Source organism: Cellulosimicrobium composti (genome assembly GCF_009711085.1).
GTDB lineage: Bacteria > Actinomycetota > Actinomycetes > Actinomycetales > Cellulomonadaceae > Cellulosimicrobium > Cellulosimicrobium composti.
The window spans coordinates 177970-202407 of record NZ_WMKA01000001.1 but is presented as its reverse complement, the minus strand read 5'-3'; the positions used below and the strand labels follow the sequence as shown (position 1 = coordinate 202407).

23 protein-coding genes and 1 tRNA gene are annotated in these 24438 nt (G+C 74.3%); 15 read left to right on the top strand and 9 right to left on the bottom strand.

The window, feature by feature from the left end:
* The first annotated feature begins 49 nt into the window (after positions 1-49).
* Genes pstC through pstB form a run of 3 tightly spaced genes read left to right on the top strand, consistent with a single transcriptional unit; the run spans position 50 to position 2852 of the window.
* Positions 50-1075 (top strand): phosphate ABC transporter permease subunit PstC, encoded by a 1026-nt coding sequence (gene pstC / locus GJV82_RS00855; RefSeq protein WP_024841922.1) that lies wholly within the window; start codon positions 50-52, stop codon positions 1073-1075.
* Complete coding sequence (pstA, locus tag GJV82_RS00850; RefSeq protein ID WP_024841921.1) at positions 1075-2058, top strand: phosphate ABC transporter permease PstA; 984 nt, start codon at positions 1075-1077, stop codon at positions 2056-2058. Before pstC ends, pstA begins: the two co-directional genes overlap by 1 nt.
* A 14-nt stretch (positions 2059-2072) precedes the next feature.
* Positions 2073-2852 (top strand): phosphate ABC transporter ATP-binding protein PstB, encoded by a 780-nt coding sequence (pstB, locus tag GJV82_RS00845; RefSeq protein WP_024841920.1) that lies wholly within the window; start codon positions 2073-2075, stop codon positions 2850-2852.
* A 91-nt stretch (positions 2853-2943) separates the two neighbouring features.
* Here pstB and GJV82_RS00840 read toward each other — a convergent pair whose 3' ends face one another.
* Positions 2944-3471 carry a septum formation family protein gene (locus GJV82_RS00840; RefSeq protein WP_196217158.1) on the bottom strand — a complete coding sequence of 176 codons (528 nt, stop codon included), beginning with the start codon at positions 3469-3471 and terminating at the stop codon, positions 2944-2946.
* Positions 3472-3582: 111 nt separating this feature from the next.
* Positions 3583-4089: a hypothetical protein gene (locus tag GJV82_RS00835; RefSeq protein WP_196217157.1), complete on the bottom strand. Its 507-nt coding sequence runs from the start codon at positions 4087-4089 to the stop codon at positions 3583-3585.
* 314 nt (positions 4090-4403) lie between these two features.
* On the opposite strand from GJV82_RS00835, the gene GJV82_RS00830 reads away from it, so the two are divergent.
* From GJV82_RS00830 to ispF, 3 genes are all read left to right on the top strand, one after another.
* Positions 4404-4886 (top strand): CarD family transcriptional regulator, encoded by a 483-nt coding sequence (locus tag GJV82_RS00830; RefSeq protein ID WP_024841917.1) that lies wholly within the window; start codon positions 4404-4406, stop codon positions 4884-4886.
* Positions 4887-4980: 94 nt separating this feature from the next.
* Positions 4981-5733, top strand: a complete 753-nt coding sequence (ispD, locus tag GJV82_RS00825) for a 2-C-methyl-D-erythritol 4-phosphate cytidylyltransferase (RefSeq protein WP_115943779.1) — start codon at positions 4981-4983, stop codon at positions 5731-5733.
* Positions 5730-6278 (top strand): 2-C-methyl-D-erythritol 2,4-cyclodiphosphate synthase, encoded by a 549-nt coding sequence (ispF, locus tag GJV82_RS00820; protein ID WP_024841915.1) that lies wholly within the window; start codon positions 5730-5732, stop codon positions 6276-6278. The genes ispD and ispF overlap by 4 nt, the downstream gene beginning before the upstream one ends.
* A 1-nt stretch (position 6279) precedes the next feature.
* Here ispF and GJV82_RS00815 read toward each other — a convergent pair whose 3' ends face one another.
* Positions 6280-6846 (bottom strand): LpqN/LpqT family lipoprotein, encoded by a 567-nt coding sequence (locus GJV82_RS00815; RefSeq protein WP_196217156.1) that lies wholly within the window; start codon positions 6844-6846, stop codon positions 6280-6282.
* Positions 6847-7004: 158 nt separating this feature from the next.
* On the opposite strand from GJV82_RS00815, the gene GJV82_RS19315 reads away from it, so the two are divergent.
* Positions 7005-7643, top strand: a complete 639-nt coding sequence (locus GJV82_RS19315) for a TetR/AcrR family transcriptional regulator (protein ID WP_024841913.1) — start codon at positions 7005-7007, stop codon at positions 7641-7643.
* Positions 7644-7659: 16 nt separating this feature from the next.
* Here the strand turns inward: GJV82_RS19315 and GJV82_RS00805 are convergent, their stop codons facing one another.
* On the bottom strand, positions 7660-9075 hold the full coding sequence (locus GJV82_RS00805) for a D-arabinono-1,4-lactone oxidase (protein WP_318657134.1): 1416 nt from the start codon (positions 9073-9075) through the stop codon (positions 7660-7662).
* A 44-nt stretch (positions 9076-9119) separates the two neighbouring features.
* On the opposite strand from GJV82_RS00805, the gene GJV82_RS00800 reads away from it, so the two are divergent.
* From GJV82_RS00800 to GJV82_RS00785, 4 genes are all read left to right on the top strand, one after another.
* Positions 9120-10388, top strand: a complete 1269-nt coding sequence (locus GJV82_RS00800; RefSeq protein ID WP_155097890.1) for an alanine racemase — start codon at positions 9120-9122, stop codon at positions 10386-10388.
* 79 nt (positions 10389-10467) lie between these two features.
* The gene (cysS, locus tag GJV82_RS00795) at positions 10468-11898 is read left to right on the top strand and encodes a cysteine--tRNA ligase (protein WP_318657133.1); all 1431 of its coding nucleotides are present in this window, start codon (positions 10468-10470) and stop codon (positions 11896-11898) included.
* A 126-nt stretch (positions 11899-12024) separates the two neighbouring features.
* On the top strand, positions 12025-13035 hold the full coding sequence (gene rlmB, locus GJV82_RS00790; protein WP_024841909.1) for a 23S rRNA (guanosine(2251)-2'-O)-methyltransferase RlmB: 1011 nt from the start codon (positions 12025-12027) through the stop codon (positions 13033-13035).
* 77 nt (positions 13036-13112) lie between these two features.
* Positions 13113-13328 (top strand): hypothetical protein, encoded by a 216-nt coding sequence (locus GJV82_RS00785; RefSeq protein ID WP_155097889.1) that lies wholly within the window; start codon positions 13113-13115, stop codon positions 13326-13328.
* A 43-nt stretch (positions 13329-13371) separates the two neighbouring features.
* Here GJV82_RS00785 and GJV82_RS00780 read toward each other — a convergent pair whose 3' ends face one another.
* The 5 genes from GJV82_RS00780 to GJV82_RS19760 all read right to left on the bottom strand — a co-directional run bounded on the left by GJV82_RS00780 (position 13372) and on the right by GJV82_RS19760 (position 20652).
* Complete coding sequence (locus GJV82_RS00780; RefSeq protein WP_115943177.1) at positions 13372-14631, bottom strand: DUF4032 domain-containing protein; 1260 nt, start codon at positions 14629-14631, stop codon at positions 13372-13374.
* A gap of 446 nt (positions 14632-15077) precedes the next feature.
* Positions 15078-16748: a discoidin domain-containing protein gene (locus GJV82_RS00775; RefSeq protein WP_196217155.1), complete on the bottom strand. Its 1671-nt coding sequence runs from the start codon at positions 16746-16748 to the stop codon at positions 15078-15080.
* 196 nt (positions 16749-16944) lie between these two features.
* Positions 16945-18069 (bottom strand): ABC transporter ATP-binding protein, encoded by a 1125-nt coding sequence (locus tag GJV82_RS00770; protein WP_155097887.1) that lies wholly within the window; start codon positions 18067-18069, stop codon positions 16945-16947.
* Between the two features lie 271 nt (positions 18070-18340).
* A complete protein-coding gene (otsB, locus tag GJV82_RS19765; protein ID WP_318657132.1) occupies positions 18341-19192 on the bottom strand; it encodes a trehalose-phosphatase in 852 nt (283 codons plus the stop codon).
* On the bottom strand, positions 19189-20652 hold the full coding sequence (locus GJV82_RS19760) for an alpha,alpha-trehalose-phosphate synthase (UDP-forming) (RefSeq protein ID WP_318657131.1): 1464 nt from the start codon (positions 20650-20652) through the stop codon (positions 19189-19191). Before GJV82_RS19760 ends, otsB begins: the two co-directional genes overlap by 4 nt.
* 191 nt (positions 20653-20843) lie before the next feature.
* On the opposite strand from GJV82_RS19760, the gene GJV82_RS00760 reads away from it, so the two are divergent.
* From GJV82_RS00760 to GJV82_RS00745, 4 genes are all read left to right on the top strand, one after another.
* Positions 20844-22550, top strand: a complete 1707-nt coding sequence (locus GJV82_RS00760) for a protein kinase domain-containing protein (protein ID WP_024841961.1) — start codon at positions 20844-20846, stop codon at positions 22548-22550.
* A gap of 78 nt (positions 22551-22628) precedes the next feature.
* Positions 22629-23204, top strand: coding sequence for a hypothetical protein (locus GJV82_RS00755; RefSeq protein ID WP_143314357.1), 576 nt, complete (start codon positions 22629-22631; stop codon positions 23202-23204).
* A gap of 89 nt (positions 23205-23293) precedes the next feature.
* A complete protein-coding gene (locus GJV82_RS00750) occupies positions 23294-24148 on the top strand; it encodes a DsbA family protein (protein WP_024841963.1) in 855 nt (284 codons plus the stop codon).
* 91 nt (positions 24149-24239) lie between these two features.
* Positions 24240-24315, top strand: a tRNA-Thr gene (locus tag GJV82_RS00745).
* Positions 24316-24438: the final 123 nt, after the last annotated feature.

Sequence of the window (24438 nt, the reverse complement as noted above, 5' to 3'; positions counted from 1 at the left end):
GACCCGCGAGGCACGCCGTCGGACCGCAGCACCGCCACCAGGAGCACGAGTGACCACGACAGACTCACCGACCACGCCGGGCCCGGCCCCGGGCCGGGAGCGCGGCGACGCGCCCCGCGCGGCCGCGCCGCGCCGTCGGGCACGGACGACCGACCGCGGCCTCAACCGCGTGTTCCGCTGGACGGCGACCGGTGCCGGGGGCCTCATCCTCGGCGTGCTCGCCGCGGTCGCGATCTTCCTCGTCCTGCGCGCGTGGCCCGCGCTCACCGCGGGCGGGGACGTGCTGGGCGAGGAGGTCGCGTGGTTCCCCGAAGGCGCGTCGCTCGTGTCCTTCGTCGGCCCGCTCGTCTTCGGCACGCTGCTCGCCGCGGCCCTCTCGCTCGTCCTGGCGACGCCGGTCGCGATGGGCATCGCGCTGTTCATCTCCCACTACGCGCCCCGCCGGCTCGCGTCGACCCTCGGGTACGTCGTCGACCTGCTCGCGGCGATCCCCAGCGTCGTGTACGGCCTGTGGGGCTCGCTCGTCCTCCCGCCGGTCGTCGTGCCGGTGTGGTCCTGGCTCGCCGACACCCTCGGGTGGTTCCCGCTGTTCGCCGGTCCGGCGTCGCCGACCGGTCGCGTCCTGCTCACCGTCGCGCTCGTGCTCGCCGTGATGATCCTGCCGATCATCACGGCCGTGAGCCGCGAGGTGTTCCTCCAGACGCCGAAGCTCCACGAGGAGGCGGCGCTCGCCCTCGGCGCGACGCGCTGGGAGATGATCCGCACCGCAGTCCTCCCGTTCGGGCGCTCGGGCGTCGTCTCGGCCGCGATGCTCGGCCTCGGGCGCGCGCTCGGCGAGACGATGGCCGTGCTCATGATCCTCTCGCCCGGGCTCCTCTACTCGTTCGCGATCCTCCAGGCGGGGCAGCAGCAGACGATCGCCGCGAACATCGCGGCGGACTTCCCCGAGGCCAACCCGCTCGGGGTGAGCGCGCTCATCGCGACGGGCCTCGCGCTGTTCCTCATCACCCTGCTCGTCAACATGGGCGCCCGCGCGATCGTCGCGCGGCGCAAGGACTTCTCGGGAGCCAACTGATGAGCGCCCTCAGCACCAGCCCCGCACGCGGCGACGCGGTGCAGGACCCCGCGCGCACCACGGCCGTGCGCGCGCTCCTGCGCGGCGCGGACGGGCGCCGACGCCGCACCGACCGCGCGATGACGGTCCTCATGTGGGGCGCGTTCACCCTCGCGATGGTGCCGCTCGCGTCCGTCGCGTGGACCGTCGTCGTGCACGGCGCGGAGCGGTTCGACCTGTACTTCCTCACGCACTCCATGCGCGGCGTGTTCGGCGGCATGGACGCGGGCGGCATCTACCACGCGATCCTCGGCACGCTCCTCATCACGCTGGGCGCCGCGGTCATCTCCGTGCCGATCGGCCTCCTCGCCGCGATCTACCTCGTCGAGTACGGGCGCGGGCCGCTGGCGCGCGCGGTGACGTTCTTCGTCGACGTCATGACCGGCATCCCGTCGATCGTCGCGGGCCTCTTCGCGTACGCGCTCTTCGCCGTGATCCTCGGCCCGGGGGTGCGCATGGGCGTCGTCGGCTCCGTCGCGCTGTCCGTGCTCATGATCCCGGTCGTCGTGCGCTCGTGCGAGGAGATGCTCCGGCTCGTGCCCAACGAGCTGCGCGAGGCCGCGTACGCGCTCGGCGTCCCGAAGTGGCTCACGGTCGTGCGCGTCGTGCTGCGCACGTCGGTCGCCGGCATCACGACGGGCGTCATGCTCGCCGTCGCGCGCGTCATCGGCGAGACGGCGCCGCTGCTCATCACGGTCGGCGTCGTCGACTCGATCAACGGGAACCTCTTCGAGGGCCGCATGATGACGCTCCCGGTGTACGTGTACCGGCAGTACAGCCAGGGCCTCGTCCCCTGCAGCAGCGTCACGGACGCCGTGTGCCTGCCCGACATCAACTACGACCGGGCCTGGGCGGCCGCGCTGACGCTGATCCTCCTCGTCATGCTGCTCAACCTCGTCGGGCGGCTCGTCACCCGCTGGTTCGCCCCCAAGACCCTCCGCTAGAGAAGGACAGCCCGATGGCACAGCGCATCGACGTCAAGGACCTCAACATCTACTACGGCGACTTCCTCGCGGTGCAGGACGTCGGCATGACGATCGAACCGCGGTCCGTGACGGCCTTCATCGGCCCGTCCGGCTGCGGCAAGTCGACGTTCCTGCGGACGCTCAACCGCATGCACGAGGTCATCCCCGGCGCGCGGGTCGAGGGGACCGTCGAGATGGAGGGCGTCGACCTCTACGGCGACGACGTCGACCCGGTCGCCGTCCGCCGCCAGGTCGGCATGGTGTTCCAGCGGCCGAACCCGTTCCCCACGATGTCCATCCGGGAGAACGTGCTTGCGGGGGTCCGGCTCAACAACAAGCGCATCTCGAGGTCCGACGCCGAGGACCTCGTCGAGTCGTCGCTGCGCGGCGCGAACCTGTGGAACGAGGTGAAGGACCGCCTCGACCGCCCGGGCTCGGGCCTCTCCGGCGGGCAGCAGCAGCGCCTGTGCATCGCGCGCGCCATCGCGGTCAAGCCGCAGGTGCTCCTCATGGACGAGCCGTGCTCGGCGCTCGACCCGATCTCGACCCTCGCGATCGAGGACCTCGTCGCCGAGCTCAAGGACGAGTACACGATCGTCATCGTCACGCACAACATGCAGCAGGCCGCGCGCGTGAGCGACCGGACCGCGTTCTTCAACATCGCGGGCACCGGCAGGCCGGGGCGCCTGATCGAGATGGACGACACCGCGACGATGTTCTCCTCGCCGTCGCAGCAGGCCACCGAGGACTACATCTCGGGGCGCTTCGGCTGAGTGCGCGCCTGCGCCGCAGGCACGTCAGGACGAGACGACGACGGCGCCCCTCCCGGGCGGGAGGGGCGCCGTCGTGCGCGGAGGCGACGCGTCAGGACGCGGAACCTTCGAGGGTGCCCGTGACGTCGGTGCCGTCGGTGTCGATGACGCACTGGATCACGCGGTCGTCCATCGTGTTCCAGCCCTCCTCGAGCGGCGTGAAGGGCCAGTAGTAGTAGGCCGACTCGTCGTAGGAGACGCCGACGAACGACTCGAACTCCCCGAGGCAGAACTCGTCGGCGCTCGCCGCGAGGGCCTCGTCACCGGGGAAGTCGCCCTCGGGGAGCTCGGTCTCCGCGTAGACCTCGGCGTCGTGGGGCTCGGAGCACGGGACGACGGGCACGGACTCGACGTTCTCCCCGTCGGTGAGCTTCGCGGTGACGATGCAGTCGCCGACCTGGATCGAGAAGACGTCGGCGTCGGACGCCGCCGTGACCTCGCCGCCGGGCTCGTCGCGCTGGGCCTCGGCAGGACCGCTGATCTCGTCGAGGACGGCGCCGCAGCCCGACGTGGTGAGGGCGAGGGCGACGGCGCTCACGACGAGGACGAGCGGCCGGCGGGTGGAACGGGTGGGTGTCACCTGGGTGTCCTTCGGGAACGTGGTCCTCGCCGGGATGGCGGGGACGGGCTCGCGAAGGCTAGCGCCGCCCGGTGACAGGGCGGAACCTCATTCCGCCCCGGTCCGCGCGGCTCACGGCAGCAGGTGCGCGTACTCCTCGAGGGTGCCGTCGAGGACGGGCAGGGCGAGGTCCTGCTCCTCGCCCGACGTGACGCTCACGGTGACGGGGAGCGTGGCCCCCGGAGCCGCGTCCACGCGGCCGATCTGCGCGTCGAACCCGTCCTCGGCGCCGAGATAGACGGTCTCGCCGGCGGCGACCGGGATCGTCACGGCCGCGCCGCCCTCCGGGAGGACGTCGAACTCGACGTCCTCGGTCGAGTCGTTGGCGAACGCCCCGATCAGCGCGCCCGCGTCGCCCTCGGCGGCGCTCACGACGAGGAGGTTGAGCCCCCGCAGGTCGTCCGTGAGGTCGACGCGCACGCCGTCCGACGGCGAGTAGGGGCGCGTCGTCTCGATCGGGGAGCACGCGGAGGCGACGGCCACGCTCGCGACCACGAGGGGGACGGCCCAGTAGCGCGCGCGGCCGGTCGCTCGGGACGCGGCGCGGGTCGCTGCTCGAGGGGTCGGGATGCGGGTCACGGGGCACTCCTGGGCTGCGAAGGGGGGACTCGGTTTCCGCGCCCAGCCTAGTGCGTCGCGCGAGGTCGGGCGGCCGGAACCCGCTCCCCGGGGCGGTCGCGTGAGGCGCGTCACGCGCGAGGAACGGGCCGGCCGCGCCGCGACCGGGTCCGCGCCCGGGCCCTCGGGCCCCTCCGGCGAGGTTCGTGAGCCCCGCTGCCAGCGCTCTGACCTGCGACGACGCGTCGTAGCACGGCTTGTCAAGGGGCTCAGGGGCTCGGAATTCCGCCCTTCCACGTGGTAAGGTGGACCACCGCGAAAGGGGACATCTGCAGATGACGTTCACAGTAGGCGAGACCGTTGTCTACCCGCACCACGGAGCCGCACTGATCGAGGAGATCAAGACGCGCACCATCCGCGGAGAGGACAAGATCTACCTCAAGCTCAAGGTCGCGCAGGGCGACCTGACCATCGAAGTCCCAGCCGAGAACGTCGACCTCGTCGGCGTGCGTGACGTCGTCGGCCAGGAGGGCCTCGACCGCGTGTTCGAGGTGCTGCGTGCACCCTACACCGAGGAGCCGACCAACTGGTCGCGCCGGTACAAGGCGAACCTCGAGAAGCTCGCGTCGGGCGACGTGATCAAGGTGGCGGAGGTCGTGCGCGACCTCTCCCGCCGCGACGCGGACCGCGGTCTGTCGGCCGGCGAGAAGCGCATGCTCTCGAAGGCCCGCCAGATCCTCGTCTCGGAGCTCGCGCTGGCGGAGCACACCGAGGAGGAGAAGGCCGAGGCGATCCTCGACGAGGTGCTGGCCTCCTGACGTCCCGGGCTCCGGCCCGCGACACGGACACCAGGGAGGGCGCCGTCCGCACGGACGGCGCCCTCCCCGTCGTCGTGCCCGGTAGCGTGTGCCCGTGCCGACTCTCGCCGTCCTCACCGCCGCCGGCTCCGGGACCCGCCTCGGGATGGATCTGCCCAAGGCCCTCGTCGAGCTCGACGGCCTGCCGCTCGTCGTGCACGCCGCCCGGCGCCTGTGCGCGTCCGGCGCGGTCGACGCGCTCGTCGTCACGGCCCCGGCGGGGCTCGAGGACCACGTCGCGTCGCTCCTGGGCGACGACCCGGCCGTCGACCGTCCCGTCCGCGTGGTGGCGGGCGCGGGGACGCGCCAGGCGTCCGTCGCCGCCGGACTGCGCGCGGGCCTCGACGCGAGCACGTCCGACGCGGACGGGCCGGTCGACGTCGTGCTCGTCCACGACGCGGCGCGCCCGCTCGCGCCCCCACGCCTCGTCCGGCGCGTGGTCGACGCGGTGCGGTCGGGGCACGGCGCTGTCGTGCCGGGCCTCCCGGTGGCCGACACGGTGAAGCGCGTGACGGCTGCGCGTCCCGACGACCCGACCCGGGCGGAGCCCGTCGCCGAGACCGTCGACCGCGCGGCGCTCCGGGCCGTCCAGACGCCGCAGGGGTTCGACCGCGCGACGCTCGTGCGGGCGCACGAGGCAGCCGCGCACCGGGCCGGCGACGAGGCCCTCGCCGCGACGGACGACGCCGGCCTCGTCGAGGCTCTCGGCCTGCCCGTCCACGTCGTGCCCGGCGACGCCGCGGCCGCGAAGATCACGACGGCGCACGACCTGCGGGTCGCCGCGCTGACTCTCGGGGAGGAACGATGACGAGCCCGGACCACCACGCCGCCGATCCGCGACCGGCCGCCGCTGCCGCGCCCGCCCTGCCGCGCACCGGCGTCGGCGTCGACGTGCACGCGCTCGCGCCCGAGGGCGAGGACCGCGAGCTGTGGCTCGGGGGGCTGCACTGGCCGGGGGAGCGCGGCCTCGCGGGGCACTCCGACGCCGACGTCGCCGCGCACGCCGCGGCCGACGCGCTCTTCTCGGCGACGGGGCTCGGTGACCTCGGCTCGAACTTCGGCACGAGCGCGCCCGAGTGGGCCGGCGCGAGCGGGTCGAGCCTGCTCGCGGAGGCGGCGCGCCGCGTGCGCGCCGCGGGGTTCGAGATCGGGAACGTCGCGGTCCAGGTCATCGGGAACCGCCCGCGCCTCGGGCCGCGTCGCGCCGAGGCCGAGGAGGCCCTCTCGCGGGCCGCGGGGGCCCCGGTGACGGTCACGGCCACCACGACGGACGGGCTCGGCCTCACGGGCCGCGGGGAGGGCGTCGCGGCGGTCGCGACGGCGCTCGTCGTCGCCGTGCGGCCGGCCGGCTGACTCAGCCCGCCGGGGCGAGCTCGACGCTCTCGAGGATCTCGCGCGCCTGGGCCGCGCCCTCGGCGTCGTCGACGGCGTACGAGGCCGTGAGGTCCACGACCCACGCGTCGGCGCCGTCGCCGGTGCGCACCGCGACGATCTCCTGCGCGACGACCGTCCCGGACGCGTCGTAGGTGCCCGCGACGCGGAACGCGGGCAGGTCGCCGAGGGTCGTCGCGCCCTGGCCGTCCACGTCGGGGATCCAGCCAGGGATCGCCCCGACGGCCACCGTCGTCTCCGCGCCCGCCCGCTCGAGCGTCTGCGCGGACTTCTCGCCCGTCACGACGACGTTCGCCCGGAACTCCTGCGACCCGCCCGGCGCGCGCAGCACGAAGGCCCCGTCGCGGGTCACACGCTCCCAGCCCGCGGGCGCCGTGAGCTGGACCGGGACGTCGGGGACGTCGTAGGCGGTCGGCTCGCCGTCACCGCCGTCGGCGTCCGCGCCCGAGCAGCCGCCGAGGGCGAGCGCGACCGTCGCCGCGAGGAGCGCGGGGGTCCAGAAGATGCGAGCGGGGCGGGGTCGGGGCACGGTCGTCCTTCGTCGGCAGAGGGAGGCGAGCGGGGCTCGGCTGGCCATTCTCGTCGGCGCGCGTCCCGCGTGCCAGGGCCAGCCACAGACACTACGATCGCTGGGAGCGCATCGATGTGTTTGACTTTCCCAAGATCGACACATGGGATGAATCGCACATGAACCGAATGTCCGTGGAAGAGCGCCGCGCGCAGCTCGTCGACGCCGCGATGACCATCGCCGTCCGTGAGGGCGTCGAGGCGGTCACGATCCGCGGCGTCGCCGCGGAGGCCGGCGTCTCGCTCGGCGTGGTGCACTACTGCTTCGAGGACAAGGACGAGCTCCTCCAGGCGATGGGCAACAGCCTCGCGCTCGTCGCGTCCGAGCCCGTCCGCGCGGCCCTCGACGTCGACGGCGACGTCGTCGAGCTCGCCCACGCGGCGGCCGACGGGCTGTGGAGCGGTCTCACCCCGCGCCGCCACATGCGGCTCCTCACCTTCGAGTTCGCGACCGCGGGCGTGCGCAGCCGGGCGCTGCGCTCGGTCGCGCACACGCATCTCGAGCAGACCTGGGCGATGACGCGCGGCTTCCTCGAGAACGTCGCGGACCGCGGCAACGTCACGTACTCGATGGACCTCGGGTTCCTCTCGCGCATCGTCGCCGGGTACATCGACGGCATCGAGATCGCCTGGCTCGTCGAGCAGGACGACGAGACGGCGATCCGCAGCTTCCACGCGCTCGCCGAATACGTCCTGTCGGTCATGGTCCGGCCGGACGGGTCGCCCGTGCGCGAGCACGGTCCCGAGCCGGTCGACTGACGCGCGCCCGCGCTCCTCAGGCCCGCGCGCCCGGCGCGCGGCCGAGCACGCGGTCCGTGTACGGGTTGGCGAAGACGCCCTCGGGGTCGGCCGCGTCGCGCACGGCCACGGCGTCGTCGAAGCGCGGGTACAGCGCGCGCAGGCGGTCGGCGTCGAGGCCGTGGAGCTTGCCCCAGTGGGGCCGCCCGCCGACCTCCGCCACGATCCGCTCGACCGCGTCGAAGTAGCGCTCGTGCGGCAGTCGCGCGTACTGGTGCACCGCCACGTACGCGGTCTCGCGCCCGTGCGCCGTGGACAGCCACACGTCGTCCGGCGCAGCGAAGCGCACCTCGACGGGGAACGGCACGTGCTCGCCCGAGCGGCCGAGCCACGCGTCGATGCTCGCGAGGACGTCCACGAGCCGCTCGCGCGGCACCGCGTACTCCATCTCGCGGAACCGCACGCGGCGCGACGTGACGAACACCTGGTACGACGGCGCCACGTACGTGCGCGGCGCGAGCGCCCGGGCCGAGACCGCGTTGAGCCGCGGCGTGACGCGGGGGACGGCGGTCGCGAGCCGGTTGACGAGCTCGAACGCGCCGTTCGACAGCAGCTCCTCGTCGAGCCACGTGCGCGCCCGCGCGACCGGGCTCGGACCCGTGGTCCGCAGCCTGTCGAGCTCGGCGGCCTCCTCGTCGGGCGCGAGCCGGTTGTTGCGCTTGGTCAGGGCCCGGCGCGTGTGCGGGAACCAGTAGAACTCGAAGTGGTCGTTGCCGCCGACGAGGCCGTCCGGGTCGTCGGGCGCCCCCAGGTCCTCCAGGACGCGGTCGAGCGGCCACGGCTCCTCCTGCGCGCGCAGGAGGAACGCGGGCACGACCTCGAGCGTCACCGCGGACAGCACCCCCGTGACGCCCAGGCCGAGGCGGCTCACCTCGAACAGGTCGCGGTCCTGCGTCGCCGACGCCTCGCGGACCTCGCCGTCCGCCCCGACGACGCGGACGCCGCGCACCTGCGTGGCGAGACCGCCGAGGCGCGCCCCCGTGCCGTGCGTCCCGGTCGAGATCGCGCCCGCGACCGACTGGCGGTCGATGTCCCCGAGGTTGCGCATCGCGAGGCCCGCCGCGGCCAGCGCCGCGTTGAGCCGGTGCAGGCGGATGCCCGCGCCGACCGTCACGAGGATCGCGTCCGCGTCGGCGCCGCCGGGCGCGCCCGTGCCGCGCGTGATCCGCTCGACGAGGCCGATGCGGTCCAGGTCGAGCAGGAGCCCGTCCGTGACGGCCGCGGCGGTGAAGGAGTGGCCCGCGCCGACCGCGCGCACGGACAGGCCGTCGGCCGCCGCGCGGGCGACCAGGCTGCTCAGCTCCGCCTCGTCGCGCGGGGACTCGCGGCGCTGCGGGTTCGCGGTCGCGGTGCGGGCCCAGTTGGTCCAGGAGAGGGCGTCGTCGCTGCTCACAGGTCGTACTGTCTCACGCTCCGCGCGTGGCGTACGTTCTCCCCATGACGACCGACGCGGGAGCGGGGACGAACGTGGACGAGGCCGCTCGAGCGGCCCAGGAGCGGGGCACGACCCCGTCCCTGCTCGCCCGTCTGACCCGTGCGACGGCTGCCCTCGACGGGCCGCTCGCGGTCGTCGACCTCGACCGGTTCGACGCCAACGCGGACGAGCTGCTCGCCCGCGCCGGGGGAGTGCCCGTGCGCGTCGCGTCGAAGTCGGTGCGCGTGCGCCCGCTCGTCGCGCGCGCGGTCGAGCGCGGCTTCCAGGGGGTCATGGCCTACTCGGTGCGCGAGGCCCTGTGGCTCGTCGACGAGGGGTTCCGCGACGTCCTCGTGGGCTACCCGTCCGTCGACCGCGGCGCCCTCGCCGCGCTCGCCCGCCACGAGGCCGGCCGGCGCGAGGTCACCCTCATGGTCGACGACGCCGCCCACCTCGAGCTCGTGCGCCAGGCGCTCGCGGAGGCCGGTGCGGGCGACGCCCCGCCCGTGCGCGCGTGCCTCGACGTGGACGCGTCGCTGCGCGTCGGGCTCGGCCTCGTCACCGTCCACCTGGGCACGCGGCGGTCGCCGCTGCACGACGCGCGCGACGTCGCGTCCCTCGCCGCGCGCGTCGCCTCGACGCCGGGGCTCGCGCTGCGCGGCCTGATGTTCTACGAGGCGCAGGTCGCGGGCATGCCCGACTCGAGCGTCGCCGTGCGCGCGGTCAAGCGCCTGTCGGTGCGCGAGCTGGACGAGCGCCGGGGCGAGGTCGTCGCGGCGGTGCGGGACGTCGTCGGGCACGACGTGGAGCTCGTCAATTCCGGCGGCACGGGATCGCTCGAGACGTCGGCCGCGGACGACGTCGTCACGGAGGTCACCGCGGGCTCGGGGCTCTACGTCCCCGGGCTGTTCGACGAGTACCGCGCGTTCCGCCCGCGGCCCGCCGCGTTCTTCGGCCTCGACGTCGTGCGCGTGCCCGCCCCCGGGTGGGCGACGGCGTTCGGCGGCGGGTACGTCGCGTCCGGCCCGGCGTCGCGCACCCGGCTGCCGCGCGTCGCGACGCCCGGGTGGTCGCTCACCGGCCGCGAGGGCGCTGGGGAGGTCCAGACGCCGCTGCGCCGGTCGCGCGGTGCCGCGGGGGCGCCCGACCTCGCGGTGGGCGACCGCGTCTGGTTCCGGCACGGCAAGGCCGGCGAGGCCATGGAGCGGTTCGACCGCGTGCACCTCGTGCGCGGCGACGAGGTCGTCGACGTGGTGCCGACGTACCGCGGGGAGGGCAGGAGCTTCGGCTGACGGGGCGCGCGGCCGCCTGCGCGCGGCCCGACGGGCGCCGCTTCGGCCCCGGAGGGAGGTCCCCGGTACCCTTGCGGACGTGAGCCTTCGCCTGTTCGACACCGCGACACGGGACGTGCGCGACTTCGTCCCCCTGACCCCGGGCGAGGTCGGCATCTACCTGTGCGGCGCGACCGTCCAGGCGGCGCCCCACATCGGGCACATGCGCTCCGCCGTCGCGTTCGACGTGCTCGTGCGCTGGCTGCGCCGCGGCGGGTCCCGCGTGACGCTCATCCGCAACGTCACCGACATCGACGACAAGATCCTCGCCAAGTCCGCCGACGCGGGCGAGCCCTGGTGGGCCTGGGCCGCGACGTACGAGCGCGCCTTCACAGCCGCGTACGACGCGCTCGGCGTCCTGCCGCCCACGTACGAGCCGCGCGCGACCGGGCACGTGCCGGACATGGTCGAGCTCATGCAGCGGCTCGTCGAGCGCGGGCACGCCTACACGACGGGCCCCGGCGACGTGTGGTTCGACGTGCGGTCGTGGTCCGACTACGGCTCGCTCACCAACCAGCGGCTCGAGGACCTCAACCCTGTGCCGGACGACGTCCCCGCCGACGCGGAGGAGGCCGCGGCCAAGCGCGACCCGCGTGACTTCGCGCTGTGGAAGGCCCCGAAGCCGGGCGAGCCCGAGACCGCGTCGTGGGAGACGCCGTTCGGGCGCGGCCGCCCGGGCTGGCACCTCGAGTGCTCCGCCATGGCGCGGCGCTACCTCGGCGACACGTTCGACATCCACGGCGGCGGCCTCGACCTGCGGTTCCCGCACCACGAGAACGAGCAGGCCCAGTCGCGCGCCGCGGGCTACGGGTTCGCGCGGCACTGGCTGCACAGCGCCTGGGTCACGCAGGGCGGCGCCAAGATGAGCAAGTCGCTCGGCAACGGCCTCCTCGTGCGCGAGGTCCTCGCCACCACGAGCCCTGCCGTGCTGCGCTACGCGCTCGCGTCCGTGCAGTACCGCTCGATGCTCGAGTGGACGCCCGCGACCGTCACCGAGGCCGAGGCCACGTGGGAGCGGCTCTCCGGGTTCGTCCAGCGCGCGACCGAGCGCGTGGGCGACGTGGGTGACGTCGCCGAGGCCGAGCTGCCCACGGCGTTCACCGCCGCGATGGACGACGACCTCAACGTCCCGGCCGCGCTCGCCGTCGTGCACGAGCACCTGCGCGCCGGCAACGCCGCGCTCGCCGACCGGACGTCGGCCGCCGACGCCGTGGCGCGCCACCACCTCGTGGCCGTGCGCGCGATGCTCGACGTGCTCGGCCTCGACCCGGGCGACCCGCAGTGGGCCGACCGCGGCGACTCGCGGTACGCGACGGTGCTCGACGCCGTCGTCGGCGCGGAGCTCGCGGCCCGGGCCGAGGCGCGTGCCGCGCGCGACTTCGCGACCGCCGACGCCATCCGGGACCGGCTCGCCGCGGCGGGCGTCGCGGTCGAGGACTCCGCCGACGGCGCGCGCTGGGCGCTCGCCTGACCCACCTCGTGCCCACCAGGCACGTTCGGCCCCGGGCCGCAGTCTGAGGGACACTGGACCCTGCGACGCGCGGGCGCCGCACCCCTGAACCACTCGATCCACCACCACGACACGACGGGTACACCCATGGCTGGCAACTCACGACGACGCGGCGCGACCCGCAAGCCCGGCAGCAAGAAGGGCGCGACCGTCGGCTCCGGCGGTCAGCGACGCAAGGGCCTCGAGGGCCGCGGGCCGACCCCGAAGGCCGAGGACCGCGTCTACCACGCCGCGCACAAGCGCAAGGTCGCCGAGGAGAAGCGCGCGGCCACCGCGCGACCCGGCACCGCGCGCCCCGGCACGACCCGGGGCGGCAGCGCGACGCGCGGCGGCGGCCCCAAGGGCCGCGGGGCCGCGCAGGAGATCGTCGCAGGCCGCAACTCCGTGCTCGAGGCGCTGCGCGCACGCATCCCCGTCGAGGTCGTCTACCTCGCCTCCCGGCTCGAGGCGGACGACCGCACGCGCGAGATCGTCGACATCGTCGCCGGCCGCGGCTACGACCTGCTCGAGGTCGGCAAGCCCGAGCTCGACCGCCTCACCGACGGCGCCGTGCACCAGGGCGTCGCGATCAAGGTGCCGCCGTACGAGTACGCCGACGTCGACGACCTGCTCGACGCCGCCGAGGCCTCCGGGCGGCCCCCGCTCGTCGTCGCGCTCGACGGCGTGACCGACCCCCGCAACCTCGGCGCCGTCCTGCGCTCCGCCGGGGCGTTCGGCGCGCACGGCGTGCTCGTCCCCGAGCGCCGCGCCGCGGGCGTCACCGCGTCCGCGTGGAAGGTCTCCGCCGGTGCGGCCGCGCGCGTGCCCGTCGCGCGGGCCACCAACCTCGTGCGCGCGCTCGGCGAGCTGAAGAAGGCCGGCTGCTTCGTCGTCGGGCTCGACGCCGGCGGCGACACCGCGATCGGCGACCTCCAGCTCGCGACCGAACCGCTCGTCGTCGTCGCCGGGTCCGAGGGCAAGGGCCTGTCCCGCCTCGTGCGCGAGGCGTGCGACGTCGTCGCCTCCATCCCCATCGGCTCGGACACCGAGTCCCTCAACGCCGCCGTCGCGACCGGCATCTCGCTCTACGAGGTCGCGCGCCTGCGCCGCGAGGCCTGACCCGGCCGGCCACCCCGACCCCACGGCTCGGTCGTGACGCCCCGAGCCGTGGCGTAGGGTCAGGGCATGGTCCGGGCATGAGCGTCATCGAGAAGTGGGTCCCCGTCGTCTGCCCCGGCTGCGGCGCGCCCGCCCGCGCCCGGGTCCAGCACATCATCGCCTGGGGGTCGATCCCCGGCACCCCCGTCCCGCACCGCGTCAGCGTCCTGTGCGAGCACCGCTGCGCGGTCTCCCGCGACGCCGCCGTCACGGCCGTGCACGAGTGCCCGGAGTGCAACGGACGCGTCGCCTGAACCGCGGCTCCACGCGCTCGTCGACGCACCGGCGCGACGCGCCTCAGCCGTAGTACTCCGGGTCCTTCTCGCCCGGCGCGAGACCCAGGATCGCCTTCTCGTCCGGGCGGTGCCGCAGGACGTTCTCCACGTACGACTGCGTCGCCTCCGGCATCGGGACGTCGCGGCCCGCACGCTCCGAGATGAACCAGCGGTGGTCCAGGATCTCGTGGAACAGCTGCGCCGGCTCGAGCTTGCGACGCAGGTCGCGCGGCACCGCCTGGATCGTCGGCTCGAACACGCCGCTCAACCAGTCGTGCGCCACGAACTCCTCGTCGTCGTTCTGCCGCTCCGCCGCCGCGCGGAACGAGTCCAGGTCGTTGAGCAGACGACGCGCCTGGTTCTCCTGCACGTCCAGGCCCGTCAGGCGCAGCAGGCGCCGCGAGTGGTGCCCCGCGTCCACGACCTTCGGCTGGATCTGCACCGTCGTGCCGTCGATGTCCGTCGTGATCGCGAGCTCGTCCACGTCGAAGCCGAGGTTGTTCAGGTGCTCGATGCGCGCCGCGACACGCCACCGCTCGTTCGCGTCGAACGACTCCGACGTCGTCAGCGCCTCCCACAGCTCCTCGTACCGCGCGACGAGAGCATCACCGATCGCCATCTCGTCCACGTCCTCGTCGAGCAGCTCGCCCGCCGCCAGGTCCATGAGCTCGCCGATGATGTTCGTCCGCGCCAGGTCCACGTCGTACGACCGCTGCCCCGGGGAGAGCTCGCGGTGCAGGTCGCCCGTCTCGGCGTCCACGAGGTACGCCGCGAACGTCTCCGCGTCACGACGGAACAGCGTGTTCGACAGCGACACGTCGCCCCAGTAGAACCCCACGAGATGCAGACGCACCAGGAGCACCGCGAGCGCGTCGATGAGGCGCGTCGCCGTGTCCGGGCGCAGCGACTGGCTGAACAGCGCGCGGTACGGGAGCGAGAACTGCAGGTGCTCCGTGATGAGCACCGCCTCCAGCCGCTCCCCGTTCGCGTCCTGACGACCCGTGATCACGCCCACCGGCACGACGCTCGGCACCTCCAGCCGGCGCAGCTGCCGCAGCAGCTCGTACTCCCGGTACGCGACCGTCTCGCCGATCTCCTTGATCGCGATGACACGCCCGGAGAGCCGGACGAACCGCACGATGTGCCGGGAGATACCGCGGGGGAGAGCGGCGAGCGTCTCGTCCGGCCACTCCTCGAGCGGGATGTCCCAGGGCAGGTCGAGGAGAGCCGGGTCGGGGGCCGACGCGGTGATCTGCAGGTTGTGCACCGTCACGGGACCCATTGTCCATGGTCGTCGGCGTCGGGGCGTCGGCGTCGGCGTCGGCGGGGCGCGGTCGCGGACGCCTGCGCGAGGGGCGGGGCGGGTCTACCATCCGCCGCTCGTCCCTCGCGGCTCCCGCCAGACCCGCCACGACCCGCCCCGCCCCTCGCTCCGGCGTCCGCTCCGTGGTCGGCGCGGCTCGACCTGGGGTCAGGTAGAGCGCTGGTAGGGCGGGCGGTTCTGCGGCCGAGTCGCCTCGTTCCTCGCTCCGGCGTCCGCTCCGTGGTCGGCGCGCCTCGACCTGGGGTCAGGCAGAGCGCTGGTGGGGGCGGGCGGTTCTGCGGCCGAGTCGCTTCGTTCGTCGCTCCGGTGTCGGCTCCCGGGGCGGCTCGCCACGTCCGTCGGGGCGGGTCCGGCCTCGGGTCGGACCCGCCCCGCGCGTGGATGGGCTCGTCAGTCAGGTCGTGTCAGGCGCAGGTGAGGGCGTCGTGGTCGACGTCGAAGGTCGCGGTGACGTCCTCGCCGTCGACCGTCGCGGTGCCCGTGACGGTCACCGTGCCGCTCTCGACCGTGGTCGAGCGGACGGCGAACGACTGGTAGGCGTTCGCGCCCGGGGCGACGTCCGCGACGGCGTGGGTGCCGTACGGCGTCGTGAGGGTCACGTCGACGGGCGTGTCCTCGCCGTTCGTGGCGCGGACCGCGACGTACGCCTGCCCGGCCAGGCAGCGCGCCTGCGCCTGGACGTCGAGGTCGAGCCCGCCCGTGGGCGTGCCGTAGACCTCGAGCTCGTAGAGGGAGAAGCCCCACTGCGTCGCGCGCTCCGTGAGCAGGAGCCGCACGTGCCGAGCGGTGCCGGAGACTTCCAGGTCGTCGAAGCCGCCGTCGCCGTCGGTGACGGTGCGGACCGTGGTCCACGTGTCGCCGTCGGGCGAGGTCTGGACCTCGTACCCGGACCCGTACGCCGTCTCCCAGTCGATGACGACCCGGCTCAGGTCGTAGCTCGCGCCGAGGTCCACCGCGATCCACTCCGGGTCGCTCCACGCGCTGCTCCACCGCGTGCCGGCGTTGCCGTCCACGGCGAGCTCGGGCTCGTGACCGGGCTCGTCGACGCTCGACGCCGTGACGGGTCGGCCCAGGGCCAGCGAGTCGTCGCCGTCGTCGCCGCCGCCGTCCTCGGTCTTGAAGCAGCGCAGGTACCGGTAGGACTCCGCGGACGTCTCGAACGACGGCGCCCAGTCCCACTCGTAGGTGAAGTACTGCACGTACGGCTCGGCCGCCGCGATGATCGCCGGGAGGTCGAGCTCGCCCCGGCCCAGCGCGACCTGCCGCATGTCACCGGGAGCGTCGACGTTCACCGCGTCCTTGATGTGGAGGAGCTCGATGCGGTCGCCGTGCTCCTCGATCCAGGCCGGGACGTCGAGGCCGGCGTCCGCCGCCCAGCCGACGTCGAGCTCGAACGTGACGTAGCGCGGGTCGGTGTTCTCCTCGATGACCTCCCAGGCGCTGACGGTCTCGCCGGTCTCGGGGTGGACGTACCGCGTGGTGAACTCACCCTGGTGGTTGTGCAGCGCGATCTTGTTCGCGCCGTTCTCGTGCGCGTACTGCCCGAGCTCGTTCACGTACGCGGCCGTCGCGACGGCCTCCTCGTACGTGCCGTAGCCGCCCGCCATGCCGCCGGAGCCGACGTAGTCCTGACCCAGCGCGACGGCGTACGCGACCGTCTCGGGCCACGTCGCACGGTCGGTGCTGCCGTGGCTCGACGACACCTCCAGGCCGTACCGGTCGAGGATCGCCTGGTACTCCTCGACGGGCATCGAGTAGGGCTGGTTGTACGGCTCGACGTTCCTGAACCCGGCGTTCGCGACCTCGCCGAGCACGCGGTCGAGCGTCTCCGCGGAGGGTGTCCCCGAGCCGCCGAGCTCGCCGACGTGCGTGTAGAGCTGGATGGAGATCCGCGAGTCGGGGAGCCCGTCGTCCGCGCCGCACGTCTCGGCGGTGGTGACGGGCGAGGGGCTGGTCACGACGGCCGGGCTCGTCGCCGAGGCGGGGGCCGCGACGAGGGTGCCGGCGACGAGCGCTCCGCCCGTCAGTGCCGCGCCGAGGCTCCGGGCGCGCGACGAAGGTCTGGTGATGTGCATGGGGCTCCCATTGACAGCGTTGTCGTTTTGGTTGACGATCATGCGACTTCTGGTGATTGGTGTGCAAAAGCAGTCTGGTGTCCACTGTTGCCCCTGTCAAGAACAGGTCTGACGCCCGCGAGGCAGGTCGAGCCGGGAACGACGAAGGGCGGGCCCTCCCGGAGGAGGACCCGCCCTGCGGCGGTGCTGAGCGGCGTCAGCTGATGCGCTGACCCGAGGCCGCACCGAAGACGTGCGACTGACCCGGGCGGATCGTCACGTAGATGCGCTCGCCCTTGGCCGGGACGTTGCGCGGGTCGACGCGGACGATGACCTGGTTGTCGCCGGCGCCCGAGTGGACGTCGGCCTGGGAGGCCAGGTCGCCCTTGAGCGTGCCGTAGACGAACGCGTCGGAGCCGAGCTCCTCCACGATGTTGACCTCGACCGGGAACGCGGCCTCGTTGGCCTGCGACACGACGTCGAGGGCCTCGGGGCGGAAGCCGATCGTGACCTTGCCGTTGTCGGCCTCGGTGATCTTCGCGACCGTGTCGCGCTCGAGCGCGATGCGGGCGGGGCCGACCTCGGCGACGCCGTCGTTCACGGCGAACGTGCCGATGTTCATGGCCGGCGAGCCGATGAAGCCGGCGACGAACACGTTGGCCGGGGTGTCGTACATCTCGCGCGGCGTGCCGACCTGCTGGAGCAGGCCGTCCTTGAGGACCGCGATGCGGTCACCCATGGTGAGGGCCTCGGTCTGGTCGTGCGTGACGTAGACCGTGGTGACGCCGAGGCGGCGCTGGAGCGACGCGATCTGCGTGCGCGTCTGGACGCGGAGCTTGGCGTCGAGGTTCGACAGCGGCTCGTCCATGAGGAACACCTGCGGCTGGCGCACGATCGCGCGACCCATGGCCACACGCTGACGCTGACCACCGGAGAGCGCCTTCGGCTTGCGGTCGAGGTACTCGGTGAGGTCGAGGATCTTCGCGGCCTCCTCGACGCGCTGGCGGATCTCCGCCTTCGGCGTGCCGGCGATCTTCAGCGCGAAGCCCATGTTGTCCGCGACGGACATGTGCGGGTAGAGCGCGTAGTTCTGGAACACCATCGCGATGTCGCGGTCCTTCGGCTGGACGTCCGTGACGTCGCGGTCGCCGATGTAGATGTGACCGCCGTTGACGTCCTCCAGGCCCGCGAGCATGCGGAGCGACGTCGACTTGCCACAGCCCGAGGGGCCGACGAGGACGAGGAACTCGCCGTCCTCGATGTGCAGGTTGAGCTGGTCCACGGCGGGACGCTCGGTCCCGGGGTAGAGCCGGGTTGCGTGGTCGTAGGTGACCGTAGCCATGACTGGTACATCCCTCCACCGGCAGGTACGTGCCGGACGATCCGTTGTGCAGTGACGTGCCACGTCGACGTAGCTGTTCGCGATGGCGGACGAGCGTGTCTTCGACGACACAGAAGAAGTCGGGACCCCCCTGGTACGAGCGGAGGACCCGACGTCATCGTGGACCTGATCCTACTCCGGGTCCTGAGTGCTTCGTCACAGCGCGGGTCACGATCCGGTAGCGGTTCCGCGGCGCCCGTCCCGGCCCGCGGAGGCCGGGACGGGCGTCGCGTCAGCGCCGCTGCTCGATCAGGCCGGCGAGGAGGTCGAGCACGGCGGCGAGGGCGTCGGCGTCGGCCACGCGCTGCGCGGCGAGCGTGTCGCCGTCCCCGACCTTGATCCCGAGGTCGCCCGGGCCCAGCACGGCGAACGCGGTCTCGTCGGTCGTGTCGTCGCCCGCGTAGAGCACGCGCGTGCGCCCGTCGGGGAGCCCGCAGTCCTGCCCGACGACGTCGCGCAGCCGGTCGACCGCCTCGCCCTTCGACGTCTCGACGACCGCGACCTCGACCACGTCCTTGCCGTGCATGGCGTGCAGCCCGAGCCGCCCGGCCACCGCGTCCGTGTCCGCGACGGCCGCGCGCGTGTCCGCCGCGGACGCGAGGCGCGTGTGCAGGACGGCAGCGCTCGGCTTGTCCTGCACCCACGCGCCCTCCCGGCCCGCGACCGCGTCCGCCATGCCCGCGCGCAGCGACGCGAGCCGGTCGGCCTGCTCGGCGTCGAGCTCGAGCGGGACCGCGTCGAGGCCGTCGGCCGTCACGTGGCCCGTCTCGGCGCCGTGGCTGCCCACGAGGTACGTGCCCACGGGCGGCTCGCTGCGCTCGGCGAGGTCCGCGAGGTTGCGGCCCGAGACGAGGGCGAGGCGCGTCGTCGTCCCGGCGAGGGCCGCCGCGAGCCGGTCGACCGCCGCGCGCGCCGCGGGCGCCATGCACGCCGCGAGCGGGTCGTCCACGAGCGGGGCGAGCGTGCCGTCGAAGTCGAGCGCGACGAGGCGCGCGTCGGGGTCGTCCGCCCCGTGCGCCGCGAACGCGCGCACCGCGTCGGCGACCGCGCCGGGCAGCGCGGCCGCGTCGTCCGGCCGCGTCACGCGCGGCTCTCCGCGGCGGCCCCCACCCGGTCGGAGTCCTGCGCGCCCTGGTCCGCGCGGCCGTGCGGCACGCGCGACGGCATCGCGGTGAGGACGCCGAGGAACGACTCCGACCACTTCGCGACGTCGTCGTTGAGGACCTTGCGGCGCAGGCGGCGCATGCGCTTGCGCTGCTCGCGGTGGTCCATGTGCGCGGCGGCCGCGATGATGTCCTTCATCCCGTCGATGTCGTGCGGGTTCACCAGGAGCGCGCCCGACGAGAGCTCGTCCGCGGCCCCCGTGAACTCCGACAGCACGAGCACGCCGCGGTCGTCCGAGCGCGCGGCGACGTACTCCTTGGCCACGAGGTTCATGCCGTCGCGCAGCGCGGTGACGAGCATGACGTCCGCCGCGAGGTAGAGGGCCGCCATCTCCTCGGGCGGGTAGGAGTGGTGCAGGTAGTGGATGGCCGCGTGCCCGATCTCCGCGTACTCGCCGTTGATGCGGCCCACGGCGCCCTCGACGTGCTCGCGCAGCTCCTGGTACGCGTCGACGTTCTCGCGGCTCGGGCTCGCGACCTGCACGAGCGTCGCGTGCTCGACGTCGAGGCGGCCGTCCTGCAGGAGCTCGCCGTACGCCTTGATGCGGTGGCGGATGCCCTTGGTGTAGTCGAGGCGGTCGACGCCGAGCATCATGATGTCCGGGTCGCCCAGGTCCGCGCGGATCTCGCGCGAGCGCTGCTGCACCTCGGGCGTGCGCGCGAGCTCGTCGAACCGGCGCGAGTCGATCGAGATGGGGAACGCGGCGGCGCGCACGTGGCGGTCGCGCCCGTCCTCGCCCGGGACCGTGATCATCGGCCCGCGCGTCGTGTGCGCACGCAGGCGCCGCACGGCGCGGATGAAGTTCGCGGCGTCGCCCGCGCGCTGGAAGCCCACGAGGTCCGCGCCCAGGAGGCCGTCGAGCACCTGGCGGCGCCACGGGAGCTGCTGGAACAGCTCGAGCGGGGGGAACGGGATGTGGTTGAAGAAGCCGATGCGGACGTCGGGCCGCTGCGCCCGGATCATCTGCGGCACGAGCTGGAGCTGGTAGTCGTGCACCCACACGACGCCGCCCTGCGCGACCTGCGCGACGGCGGCGTCGGCGAACCGCTGGTTGACCCGGCGGTACGCCTCCCACCACGTGCGGTGGTAGGTGGGCGGCGAGATGACGTCGTGGTAGAGCGGCCACAGTGTGTCGTTGGAGAAGCCCTCGTAGTAGCGCTCGATCTCGTCGGCCGAGAGGGTGACGGGCACGAGCCGCATGTCGTCCGCGTCGAACGGCTCGCTCGCGAGGTCGGGCGCGCCGGACCAGCCGACCCACGCGCCGTCGGACGCCTGCATGACGGGCTCGAGGGCCGTGACCAGCCCGCCGGGCGAGCGGTTCCACTCGACGTCGCCGCCCGGACCGACCGTGAAGTCGACGGGCAACCGGTTGGCCACCACGACGAGATCGAATCCCTCTTTGCCTGCCAATGGACTTCTCCTTGAGCTTCGATGGATCGCGTCTGGGCGACCCAGGGTAGTCGGCCCCGCCGTCGCGCGGACGGTCCGACCACCCCGAGCCGCCGCGCTCCGCCGGGCCCGACGGGCCCTGTCGGGCCGCCGACCCGGCCCGCTGCCGCTACCTTGTCACCATGGAGGAGCCCACGCAGCGCGTCGACGCGCGGACCGTCCCCGGCGGGACGTCGCGCGGACCGGCTCCCGGCAGCGAGGTCGGGGGCTACCTCATCGGCGCGCGGCTCGGCTCGGGGGCCATGGGGACCGTCCACAGCGCGCACGACGGCGGCGGGAACCTCGTCGCGATCAAGCTGCTCCACGCGCACCTCGACCTCGACACGGCCGCCCAGGGGCGCGAGCGCCTGCGCCGCGAGGCCCTCGCGCTCCAGCGCCTGCGGCACCCCGCCGTGGCCCAGATCCTCGACGTCGAGCTCGACGGACCCGACGCGTTCATCGTCACCGAGCTCGTCGACGGCCCGACGCTCGAGGACGAGATCGCCGAGGGCGGGCCGCTCGACCCGTGGGACCTCTACGAGCTCGCCGACCAGCTCGCCGCCGCGCTCGAGGCCGTGCACGCCGCGGGCGTCGTGCACCGCGACCTCAAGCCCAGCAACGTCATGGTCTCCTCGCGCGGCCCCGTGCTCATCGACTTCGGCATCGCGCAGGGTCTCGAGGACGCCCGGGTCACGTCGACCGGCCTCGTCATGGGGACGCCCGGCTACCTCGCGCCCGAGCTGCTCGAGGGCGCGGCGCCGAGCGTCGACACCGACTGGTGGGGGTGGGCGGCCCTCCTCGCGTACGCCGCGACGGGGCGGGCTCCGTTCGGCGTCCGCCCGACCGACGTCGTGCTCGCCCGCGCGCGCAGCGGGCGGCCCGACCTCGCGGGGCTCGGGCCGGTCACGGCCGGCGCGCTCGCCGGCGCCCTGCACGCCGACCCCGCGCGGCGCCTCGGCCCCACCGAGGTCGTCGCCGCCCTGCGGCACGCCGCGGACTCGGGCGACGCCGCGCCCCCCACCCAGCTCGTGTCGCCGCCCACGGGCCCGACGCAGGTCGTGCCGCCCGCCGCCGTCGTGCCCGCCGGGTGGACCGGCCAGGCCGCCGTCGTGCCGCCGCCCCTGCCCACGTCGCAGTCCCAGGTCAACGACGGCCGCACGACCGCCGTCCCGGTCGACCCGGACCTCATGGACGAGCTCGGCGCCCCGCCCCTGGGCGACGACGGCGAGCCCCTCTACGTGCGGCCCGTGCCGCCCGCGCGCCGGACCGCGCTGCTCCTGCTCGCCGCGCCCCTCGTGCTGCTCGGGGCGATGTACCCGGGCGTCGCGTTCGTCGTGCTGTCCGTCCTCGTCGTGCTCGCGCGCGTCGTCGGCGTCACCACCGAGTCCCTGCACGCTCGCCGTGAGCGGCGCGGGGTCTCGCCGCGCGACACGGCGCGCGCCGTCGCGGCGTCGCCCTGGTACGTCGTGCGCGCGCTCGTCGGCGCCCTGCCGTCGCTCCTCGTCGCGGCGTGCGCGGGCGTCCTCGTCGTCGTGGCGGGTTGGTGGTTGCTGGAGTCCGACCGCTGGGTCGTCGCCGCGGGTGCCGACGGCGGGAACTCGCCCGTGGTCACGACCGTCGTCCTGTGCGTGGCGGCGCTCGCGGCCGTCGTGCTCGCGTGGGCCGGGCCGCTGACGTACCTCACGCGGTACGGCACGCGCACCGCGCTCGCGCGGCTCGCGCCGGGCCGCACCGGGACGCTCGTGCTCGCGGGCGTCGGGCTCGTGCTCACGGTCGTGTGCGTCGTGCTCCTCGCGGGCGGTCCCGAGGTCGCGTGGTGGCCGTTCCCCGGGCCGCCGTCGCTGCGCTGACGGCCCGCCGACCGAACACCGCGGGGCGTGCACGACGCTCCCAGCGCCCTCCCAGAGGTCGTGCGTAGGATGGGCGCCGTGCTCCGGACGACGGTGCCGCGCGCGTGGTCGCGCGGCGTGACGCGCACGTCCGTCGTGCCCGGCGCCGGCCGGCTCCTCGGCCCCGCCCTCCTGCTCCTCACGCTCGTCGCCGCCGTGGTGACGCACCTCGCCGACCGCGGGTACGCCGTCGTGCACCAGTGCGTGACGGTGCCCGGCGCGTGGGGCGTCGCGGGGATCCACCTCGCGCTCGTCCGCTCCACGCCCGAGTGCCCGTCCGGCACGGCGCTCGGGGCAGACCCCGCCGCGATGGTCACGGTCGTCGGTGCGCTCGCCCTCCCGGTGGTCGTCGCGCACGCCGTCGCCGCCGGCGTCGCGTGGGGCGTCTCGGCGTGGGCGCGGCGCGCGCACGAGCGCTCGCGCGCCGTCGTGGGCGGGGCGGCGCGTGCGCTGCGCACGGTCGTGCGGGGCGTGCTCCGGCCGGTGGGCGCGCTCGTCGCAGGCGCCCGCACGGTCGCGCGGCCGGTGCCCGACGCCGTCCCCGCCGCCCTGCACCATCTCGCCGACGCGGTGGTGCGCACGCGGCGCGGACCCCCGCGGCTCGCCCTCGTCTGACGGCGCCGTCGGACGCACGGCCCGCGCGACCCTCGACGGCGCGCACCCGACCCACCCCAGCTCTCGCACACTCCCGCGGAGGACGCACCATGCCCACCAACGAACCCCAGACCAAGGCCCAGCGCCGCGAGGCCGCGCGCGCCGAGGCCCTCGCCCTGCGCGAGGCCCAGGCCAAGCGCGACAAGCGCAACCGCCTCATCACGATCGGAGCGCTCGTCGCGGGCGTCGTCGTCCTCGTCGGCGTCTTCCTCGCGGTGTGGATCCCGGCGATGAACGACCGCAACAAGACCATCGACGCCGTCGCGGCGGGCAACCTGTCCGAGGTGGCGAACCCGTCCACCGCGCGCGAGGACGGCGGCATCCCCATGGGTGTCGACGGCGCCGCGGGCACCGAGAGCGAGGGCGCCGTCGAGGTGGGCGTCTACCTCGACTACATGTGCCCCATCTGCGGTCAGTTCGAGGAGACGAACGGCGAGACGCTCGACCAGCTCCGCGAGTCGGGCGACGTCACGGTCGTCCTGCACCCGGTCTCCATCCTGGACCGCGTCGCGCAGTCCCAGCAGTTCTCGACCCGTGCGGCCTCGGCCGCGGCGTGGGTCGCGGACCAGGCGCCCGAGGCGCTCAACGCGTTCAACACCGCCATGTTCGACAACCAGCCGGCCGAGGGCAGCGGCACGCTGACGGACGCCCAGATCGCCGACATCGCCGAGCAGGCGGGCGTGCCCGCCGACGTGGCCGCCGGCATCGAGGACGGCACGGCCGTCGAGACGTACGGCGACTGGGTCGCGACGGCGACGAGCCTCGTGACGCAGGACGAGGCGCTCGCGAACCCGCAGTCCGGCGGCTTCGGCACGCCGACGATCACGATCGACGGCGTGCGCTGGGACGGCAACTGGGGCGACCCGAACGCGCTGCCCCAGGCCGTCGCGGACGCGCAGGGCTGACCCACCGGGCCGCGCCGGGACCGGCGCGGCCCGTCGTCCCGGGCCGTCGGGCGAGCAGGTAGTCTGTTCGCTCGCCCGGCCGCCCGGGCACGCCGCCTTAGCTCAGCTGGTAGAGCACTCGCCTTGTAAGCGAAAGGTCGTCGGTTCGAACCCGACAGGCGGCTCCACGCGCGACCGCGCCGCCCGGCCTCCCGGGCGATCCCCCCGCAGGGTTGACCGTTGCCCCCGTCATCTGGCAGCGTCGAGCCTGCCAGCGCTGTCATGCCTGCGCGAGCATCGTCGCTCGCCCT

Excerpts from the sequence above, each read along its gene's own strand:
- pstA (WP_024841921.1), top strand. The coding sequence starts at position 1,075 with ATGAGCGCCCTCAGCACCAGCCCCGCACGCGGCGACGCGGTGCAGGAC.
- pstB (WP_024841920.1), top strand. The coding sequence starts at position 2,073 with ATGGCACAGCGCATCGACGTCAAGGACCTCAACATCTACTACGGCGAC.
- GJV82_RS00830 (WP_024841917.1), top strand. The coding sequence starts at position 4,404 with ATGACGTTCACAGTAGGCGAGACCGTTGTCTACCCGCACCACGGAGCC.
- ispF (WP_024841915.1), top strand. The coding sequence starts at position 5,730 with ATGACGAGCCCGGACCACCACGCCGCCGATCCGCGACCGGCCGCCGCT.
- GJV82_RS19315 (WP_024841913.1), top strand. The coding sequence starts at position 7,005 with ATGAACCGAATGTCCGTGGAAGAGCGCCGCGCGCAGCTCGTCGACGCC.
- GJV82_RS00800 (WP_155097890.1), top strand. The coding sequence starts at position 9,120 with ATGACGACCGACGCGGGAGCGGGGACGAACGTGGACGAGGCCGCTCGA.
- rlmB (WP_024841909.1), top strand. The coding sequence starts at position 12,025 with ATGGCTGGCAACTCACGACGACGCGGCGCGACCCGCAAGCCCGGCAGC.
- GJV82_RS00785 (WP_155097889.1), top strand. The coding sequence starts at position 13,113 with ATGAGCGTCATCGAGAAGTGGGTCCCCGTCGTCTGCCCCGGCTGCGGC.
- GJV82_RS00780 (WP_115943177.1), bottom strand. The coding sequence starts at position 14,631 with ATGGGTCCCGTGACGGTGCACAACCTGCAGATCACCGCGTCGGCCCCC.
- GJV82_RS00775 (WP_196217155.1), bottom strand. The coding sequence starts at position 16,748 with ATGCACATCACCAGACCTTCGTCGCGCGCCCGGAGCCTCGGCGCGGCA.
- GJV82_RS00770 (WP_155097887.1), bottom strand. The coding sequence starts at position 18,069 with ATGGCTACGGTCACCTACGACCACGCAACCCGGCTCTACCCCGGGACC.
- GJV82_RS00760 (WP_024841961.1), top strand. The coding sequence starts at position 20,844 with ATGGAGGAGCCCACGCAGCGCGTCGACGCGCGGACCGTCCCCGGCGGG.
- GJV82_RS00750 (WP_024841963.1), top strand. The coding sequence starts at position 23,294 with ATGCCCACCAACGAACCCCAGACCAAGGCCCAGCGCCGCGAGGCCGCG.